Source organism: Peribacillus sp. P4_D6 (genome assembly GCF_056401795.1).
In genome coordinates, this window is sequence record NZ_JBFUIQ010000344.1 from 1 (window position 1) to 1163 (window position 1163).

Annotated in this window: 2 protein-coding genes; both read right to left on the minus strand. The window is 40.2% G+C overall.

What is annotated here, in order from left to right; all coding sequences use genetic code 11:
• Positions 1 to 72 precede the first annotated feature (72 nt).
• Entirely contained in the window at positions 73 to 522 is a 450-nt protein-coding gene (gene aroQ / locus AC1DVB_RS27425; protein ID WP_328118806.1) for a type II 3-dehydroquinate dehydratase, read from the minus strand.
• A gap of 94 nt (positions 523 to 616) precedes the next feature.
• Positions 617 to 1163 (minus strand): YqhR family membrane protein (locus AC1DVB_RS27430; RefSeq protein WP_477591986.1); only part of this gene is annotated, 547 nt, incomplete at its 5' end.

The window sequence follows — 1163 nt, forward strand, 5'->3', positions numbered from 1 at the left end:
TATATGTACTGGTGATCAAAAAACCATCAATGCCCACCTTTTCCATCGAGGCTCTTAAGCGCATTAGTTTATTCATTTAATTTCCCCCTTTGCAATCTTTGCGATCGCCTGCAACGCCAATTCATAACCGTGTATCCCCAAGCCGACAATCTGTCCCGCCGATACCGCAGCGGTCACTGATTCATGTCGAAAGCTTTCACGGGCATGTATGTTCGAAATATGCACTTCCACCACTGGAACATCAATTCCGGCTATTGCATCACGAATCGCATAACTATAATGAGTAAAAGCCCCAGGATTAATGATAATCCCGTCGATCCCATGATCCTCTGACCAATGGAGCTTGTCGATAATCGCTCCTTCATGGTTAGTTTGAAAAGAGGTTAATTCCACATTTAACCCTTGTGCTTGCAGCATTAATTGCGCTTCCACATCCGCAAGCGTCGTGGATCCATAATGCGCAGGTTCCCGCTTCCCCAAGCGATTTAAATTCGGACCATTGATTAGTAAGATTTTTGTCATCATCAAACACCTGCTCATGTTAAAAGATTGCTTTCCATGAACATTCTATCATAATTCCAAATTGTCTTACTACTTTTTTACAACCAAGAAGCAATCAGCTTTCCGATTGCTTCTCGGCCTTGTTTTTATGGCGTATATATTCCTGATGATCATATGATATAGAAAACCCTACAAAAAGACCGTATATAATAAAAATGCATACACTTGTTATAACCGTATTTGCTGACATTTTATAAAAAGTTGGCAAATCGATKAACATCGGTTTCAGGACAAATACAAGTAAAGCCCAGCAGACCACCCCCAAAAAAATACCCGGAAAAATACTCTTCATCCTTTTAAAGAGACTATAGTATATAAAAGCGATCCCCACGGATAAAATTCCGAATAAAATCATGGTCATTACCGTACCGAGCCAATGATCGATCCAGGTCATATTTGACCACGAAGTCAGTATGAATTTTGGGCTAAAATCCATAAAGTTAACATAATGGGCTAGGATTCCGATAAAACTGGCTAAAGCCCCCCCAACAAAACCGACAGCAAGTACATTGTAGATTAACATGCTTTGATATTCCTGTTGAATTTGTCCATTTTCATTAGAAGACATATCAAACACCTCCGCTACGTAGTATGCCCTTTGT